This window comes from Metabacillus fastidiosus NBRC 101226 (assembly GCF_001591625.1).
GTDB classification, from domain to species: Bacteria; Bacillota; Bacilli; order Bacillales; family Bacillaceae; genus Metabacillus; species Metabacillus fastidiosus.
Genome location: NZ_BCVG01000047.1, coordinates 22,282 through 29,086, shown reverse-complemented (window position 1 = coordinate 29,086; position 6,805 = coordinate 22,282). Strand labels below are relative to the sequence as shown.

Below are 6,805 nucleotides of genomic sequence, written 5' to 3'. Positions count from 1 at the left end.
ACACCCTGTGGGCCTCAGCTAACCATCAGTGGGGGATAAGAAAAAAAACAACTGATGGAAGTTTCACTTTATAGTGTATAAGATAATATTATTATATTGAAATCATACGTAAGAGAAATAATTTTGTTTGATTTTATATTATGATGGTTGTTAGAATTTATTTTCTATTTTTTGTAAATTAATTATTTTTTATGCTATATTTATTTTAATGTATTAAATTCTGCCTTAATACCCGTATAATGTTTATTTATAAAACGTTATACGGGTATTAAAATTATAACAATGCGTCTGCTTCAACAATATGGAACGTCAAATTGCTTTTATCCGATAAATTCATTTCATAAGGAGTAACGGCTTTTCCTTCTTCATCTTTAATAATCCTAATTTCAGGTCTTCCAACTGAATTGAAATTATATTTCGAAACAATTCCAGTTCTGCCGTCATTTAATTTCACAGTCAATCCCGGCGGATAAATAGCTATACAATTTCTAAACATTTCGACTTGTTTACTCTCAAACTGTGTGCCAATTCCGCTGTAAAGTAATTCAATTCCTTTATGCGGCAGCATTGCAGGCCGATATATCCGATGACTCGTCACAGCATCAAAAACATCAGCAACACTAAGAATTTTTGCATACTCATGAATCTCATTTCCTCTAAGGCCTCTTGGGTATCCTAAACCGTCCAGCCTTTCGTGATGCTGAAGTGCACAATGTGCTACTGTAAGAGGAATCTCATGAATCTTTTTAAGTATATCGTACCCTAGTTCACTATGTATTTTTATTTGTTCAAATTCTTCAGTCGTTAATTTTTCAGGTTTATTTAAAACCTCTTTAGGTATATACATTTTCCCAATATCATGAAGCATCGCCCCTAAACCAATTTCTTCTATCTTTCTAAGAGGCAAACCGTTTTCGATTGCTAACTGACAAGCATATATGGCGACATTTAAGCTATGACTATACACATGATCTTCGTGAATCTTTGTTGATGCTAATAAATTTAAAGCAACTTTATTTTCACTTAAACAACTTACAATATCTTTAAAAATCTTTTGAAAGCTCCGAATGGCTCTTTCCGATTTAATCATTGCATGAAGATTTGATTTTTCTGGACTTAATGTCGAAAGTGTATCCAAACCATCTGTAATGATATTTACAGCCTCGGTACGTAAAAACTCAGGAATGGATTCAACGATTTCAATTCCTTCGGACAGATCATCTTCTATATATATAGTGAAAACATTAAAATCCTTTAATCTTTCTAATAAACCAGCTGTCATCAACGTTCCTTTAGCAAGAAGGACTTTTCCGTTTTCATGATAGATAGATTTACCTAGCCTGACATCTGTTCTACATCTTTCTAACGTTATTAACCGCATTTCCTCCTTCTCTCCTGTCTATATATATTCACTGAGAGTGAGAAGTAATTTCTATTGTAAAATTGTAATAACTTAATCTCTCATTTACTTATTATTTTCAACTATGATAGGTAAATGATACTATATTAATTAAAAAAATACTATATCAATATGTCGAAAAAAGTAGTAAAAGAAGTTAAATTTTCAATTTTTTTAGTGTTTTATACCTTTTTACCCATTTCTTTTTCCACTTCTAGCGGTTCATAGCTCCTTTCAAATACTCCTTCAAGAAGTGCTGACCTGCTAAAGTCATAGTGGGAATATTTCTCTTTCGCTTCTCTTTTCAACCTTTCTTTGTTAATGGCAGGGTACTTACTAATAAGATGTTTACAATAAGTTTCAATAATCATTGATTTTATTAGCTCGTCAATTTTTTTCTCACTAAAGAAATCGATCCTGCTTTTTTCTATCATTTTTAATGTGTTTTCAAACTCTAATTCCTTTATCTTTCCTTTATGTTCATATCCCATTATTTTCATTAATGCAGGTTCGCTTACTTGTAATTTAGATACCTGTTTATATCTTGTTACTCTTAATACTTCCGTCGTAATATCTAACTGATTAAGTATTTTTTCCATTGTATTTACATTCACTCGCTTTGAATGAGAAGAAACAAATAGAGCCGACTTCATATTTTCATCTAATTTATTACTGTATTTCCGTTTTACCTCTGCATATTTTCTCGCGAATCTATTATTTAGTTCTTTCCTTTCTCTTCTTAATTCACCTAGTGATTGCACTTCTTTTACTTTTTCATATTCCGGTTTCTTTTGAAAAACTATTTGTTCATTTATCTTTTTTAGAGCATCTTCTATTTCATTAAATTCCCTTCTCTCTAAATCATTTAAGAAAGGTAAAATCAATGCCATCTCTTCTTCTTTTTTATTTTTATCTTTCAATACTGAACCATACATCCAGCGGTAATAATGTTTTTCTTCTTCAATAGTATCGTCGTATGCGTTCCTGAATTTTTTATATTTTTTTAAATAGTCTGCTGTTTGCTTTGTAATCGCAACAATTTGCTTTTTATTTCCCTTCTCTATTACTATTCTCAAATTTTCAAAATCAATATTTTCAAAATTTAAGGCGATTAGTTCACGGGATTTAAGCATCGTTTCTGCAGCTAAACGGAAATAAATCCAGTTTCTCATAAGATCACGCAATCTGCTGTATGAATGAGGTTCATGACCTATTGAACGCAAATAATGGTTATAATCCTCAATTTGTCTTTTATGTGTTCCTAAGTTTTTTAATAGTTTTACTTCTGTCTCAATTAAAATAGCTTCTGAATAAAAAGTCTGTACCTTTGGAGCAGGACTCTGCCAATGAACACCCTCCATTTTAAGATGTTTATGATAATTTTTTTGGAGCTTAAGGACTTGTTTAATTGCGAGGTTTTTATAATAATTGGATGCATCATAAGCTTGTAAATATTCGTTTATTACTTCAGCTGTTACACTCGGAAACTGCTCGGGATTTGTATAAAATAACCATTCGTAAAATGACTGTAAACAATAAAAATAAAGACTTTTTGTTTCCTCTTTCACAGTGAGGCTGGAAATATAATCATTTATTTGCTGTAAAATTATTTTTACATCATTCATTTTTGATAAAAGCAAATCAGTATTATTTACAATAATATTTACTTGCTCTCTCGACTCATAAAAATAATCATTTATTTTATATTTTACATTTTCATAAAACAGCTCCATATTACTCCTGCTGTTACCCCTCTGTATAAATGAACTTTTCAGCATCTCTTCCCGCATCTGCTTTGTATTTATAATAGCTAATAACTCTTTGTTTAAAGAAATATTTTTAAAACAGTCAACTGCTGCATAAAGAAGCTCAAAATCAGAAATTACTTCCCCTATTTTCATCGAGCAAACAGGTTTTTTCAAAAAATCGAGTATAATTACAGCGGGGATTTCTATTTCTTTATTTCTTATCGTTACATGAATTTCAATCGGAAAATTTCCGTTTTCCTCTATTTGTTCAATATGATTTATCGATTTAAAATGGAATAGTGATTTAAAAATTCTTTTATCATATTTTAGCATTTTATTATTCCTTTCTTTTGAAAAAAATAATTAATTTTTATGCTATAAATTCTAGAAAAAGTATTAAAATCCTTTTAATTATAGGAAATTATTTTTAGCTAGTTGCCCTTATTATATCTGTTACTTTATATCCTAAAGTATCCGCAAAATTTTCATTTGCTCAAATAACTTTGCCTTGGTGGTCAAATTCTATCATCGCAAGTGAACCTTCCATCGCGGTTAATACTACTTTTCCATCTAATACTTATGTGCTTGATTTCACTTTTTTCATTAAATATATCCTTCTTCCATTTAGCATTAATTTCACATTTAAAACCTTGCACCAGTAAAATACTATAATCATTTTAAAGTTATTTTTTAACTAAAAGAGGGAAATAAAGACTTTTTTGCTATTTTAAAGTGATTCTATTTTACTTATTTAACAAAAGAAAGCCTGTAACCTATTTAGGTACAGACTTGTTCACTGTTAGAAAAATTCTCCGTGCTTTCATAAACATCCAAAATGAATAAAATGCTGTTATTAACCAGACAACGAGCATAAACCCGCTAATAACCGGAATTAATGTCATTTGAAAAATACTTTCTCCCAATACTGTCTGGAAACCTATCAGGCACATAGAAATAATCCAGGCGCTTCCTCCAATATGAAGAAGCATGTTTCCTTTTCGCTTATGAACTTTTGCCTTCATTAAAAACCATCCCTGCAACACTAATACTTGTAAAGCATGAAAACCGAGACCATGTAAAACGATAAAGTTTCCATATGTACCAAAATAGCGGTCTTGAATAACAATCATCCATATTCCTGCAATTAATGCCAACATAATAGAAATAAATGAATAACGGATACTAAGTATAAAATGTTCGTTATGAATACTTTTACGGAAAAACTGGATCATTAATTGTATTAATAGAACGACAATTAATAAAGAGACTATACCAAATGATATGCCTATTATCATATCAATTATTGATCCTGCTCGTGAGAATCTCGGATTAATACCCCGAAAATGCTGAATTGTTTCAACTAAGTAGAAATAAGAAATGATAAAGATAAAATACTGTCTCATTCTCTTTTTACGGAGATCATTCAATTGAGAAAACGGTAAAATAGCAGCTATCGTCAATATAAAAATTGCAACTGCCGCATTAAACGAAAAGGCATTTTCCAAATTCCCTTCCGGCTCGACAATAGGACCGTTAAAAAGAATAAAAATTGCAATACCCGTTGCTAATAAAAAGCCAATGATAGCCGTAATAACAAGCCATTTCTCTCCTTGAAATAATTTAATAGAACGAACATTTTCCATTAGTCTGTCTCCTTTTATTTATTAATAAATAAATTTATCTAAAAAAGAATAAATCAATATTCTTTTCTACATTCTTCATCTTTCATATTAAATATTTCCGGTAAATCTAATACTTCTGAAACTGTAATAAGAAGGCCTGTACCTATGAATTCACTTGCTTTTTCCTTTGGAAACGGAATCCCTGCTTTTTCAAATTTTAAAAACAGCATTTCGTAAATAGTAAGAAATAATTTTCTAATATGCTGGCGGATACCTTCATCTGCAATTGTATAAGCTTGCATAACCATTAGCACTTCGTAACGGTATTTTTTTATTATTTCCATAAATGATTTACCCATCTCTGATGATAACCGGTCGGCTGGTGCCTCTACTTCCATAAATGTATAGTAGATTTGATTAAAAGCACGCTCTATTACAGCCTTGAATAACTCTTCTTTATTTTGAAAAAAGTGAAAAACATATGGCTGTGTAACACCGGCAGCGTTAGCAATCATAGCCGTAGTTGTTTTATAATAACCATTTTCCGCAAAGAGCTGTATTGCTTTATTAATAATTAACTCCTTTTTATCTTCACGATTAGCCAATCATCTCATCCTTTATTTATTTATTTATCTATAAATAAATAATACTTAATTCTTACATTTATAGCAACAAAATGCTTTATTTCCATTAATTAATAGAAATAAAGCATTTTTAAAATCATTATTTTTCTTTTACTGTTTTCCCCTCTTTTTCATATACGAGCCATTCAGATCCACTGATTTGATTAGATGCATCAATGATTTTGCTTTTTACTCTTTGTGCTTCAGATCCCTTTAATAATGTCGGCTGATAATCATTTCGGGTAGAAACAGATGAAATCGAGAATGGAACAACTTTAATCTCTTTTTTATTCGTCAGTTTCCCATTTTTCAAATGAAATGTTTGCTGGAAAACGAATGTATCTTTATCACTTGGATTCCTGTTACCTCCAAACATAAAGTTGCCGAGACTGTATACGATAAATTTATCCTTATATTCTTCAATACCTTGAACAACATGAGGATGGTGGCCAAGGATTAAATCTGCCCCGCTGTCAATTGTAAATTTCGCCAATGTTCGCTGTGATTCTGTCGGAACATAGCTTCTTTCGATGCCCCAATGAAAATGGACGAGAATAATTTGAACATTTTTATCTTGTAATTTCTTTATATCCTTTTTAATCTGTTTTCTTATCTCAGGAGTATCACGCCAGCCTTCATATCCTAAAGCTCCTATTTTTACATCTTTAATCGTCGTAATATAGTTATTTTCGTATCCAAAATAGCCGATATCCTGTTTCTCCAAATTTTTTATTGTATCAGTATAGCCTTGTTCCAAATAATCAAAAATATGATTATTCGCTAAATTCACCGCTTCCACTCCGCCTAATTTTAAAATTTTCGCATATGACGGATCCCCTTTAAAACGAAATTTCTTCGCTGCTTTTTGTGTCGCATTCGTTAATGTCGTTTCTAAGTTTACAGTCGTGAAATCATCTTCTAAAAAAATATCATTTAAACCTTTTACAAAATGAGGAAGACCGCTTATGGAAGCTTCATGTACGAAAGAACCTTGATAAGGGAAAGCTTCATCTGTGCCAAGTGTAAAATCTCCCGCAGCACTTATTTTTAATTCTGTCTCTGTAACACCTGCTTTTTCCCCTATGTTATTGCTTTTCTTCTCATGAGTGATTACTTCTCCGTCTGTATCTTCCTGTTCATTTCCCGCAATCTCAGTCGTTACTTTTTCTGATTTCATATTATTATAAATAATAAAAACTATTACTATTAGAAAAATAAAAAAAAGAAACCTCCTTACAGATCTTTTTAGACGCCTCCGTCTTCGTTTCGCTCTAGGTTCTAGTTCTGTGACACTTCTCTCTCCATTCATTTATTTACTCCCCTTTATGTTCACTCAACTATAAGACGAATTTAAAACAAATTTTGTTACATTTGTTAAAAATTGATTATATTCTCTACTAAATTACCTTTATT

5 protein-coding genes are annotated in these 6,805 nt (G+C 30.9%); all 5 read right to left on the bottom strand.

Features of this window, described 5'->3' with window-relative positions:
* Positions 1 to 274 precede the first annotated feature (274 nt).
* Positions 275 to 1,381 carry an HD-GYP domain-containing protein gene (locus BFA01S_RS12380; RefSeq protein WP_066230683.1) on the bottom strand — a complete coding sequence of 369 codons (1,107 nt, stop codon included), beginning with the start codon at positions 1,379 to 1,381 and terminating at the stop codon, positions 275 to 277.
* Positions 1,382 to 1,581: 200 nt separating this feature from the next.
* Positions 1,582 to 3,480, bottom strand: a complete 1,899-nt coding sequence (locus tag BFA01S_RS12375) for a site-specific integrase (protein WP_066230681.1) — start codon at positions 3,478 to 3,480, stop codon at positions 1,582 to 1,584.
* 440 nt (positions 3,481 to 3,920) lie between these two features.
* Positions 3,921 to 4,790: a hypothetical protein gene (locus tag BFA01S_RS12370; RefSeq protein WP_066230677.1), complete on the bottom strand. Its 870-nt coding sequence runs from the start codon at positions 4,788 to 4,790 to the stop codon at positions 3,921 to 3,923.
* Positions 4,791 to 4,843: 53 nt separating this feature from the next.
* Entirely contained in the window at positions 4,844 to 5,374 is a 531-nt protein-coding gene (locus BFA01S_RS12365; RefSeq protein WP_066230674.1) for a TetR/AcrR family transcriptional regulator, read from the bottom strand.
* Between the two features lie 118 nt (positions 5,375 to 5,492).
* Positions 5,493 to 6,569, bottom strand: coding sequence for a CapA family protein (locus BFA01S_RS12360; RefSeq protein ID WP_235843019.1), 1,077 nt, complete (start codon positions 6,567 to 6,569; stop codon positions 5,493 to 5,495).
* Positions 6,570 to 6,805: the final 236 nt, after the last annotated feature.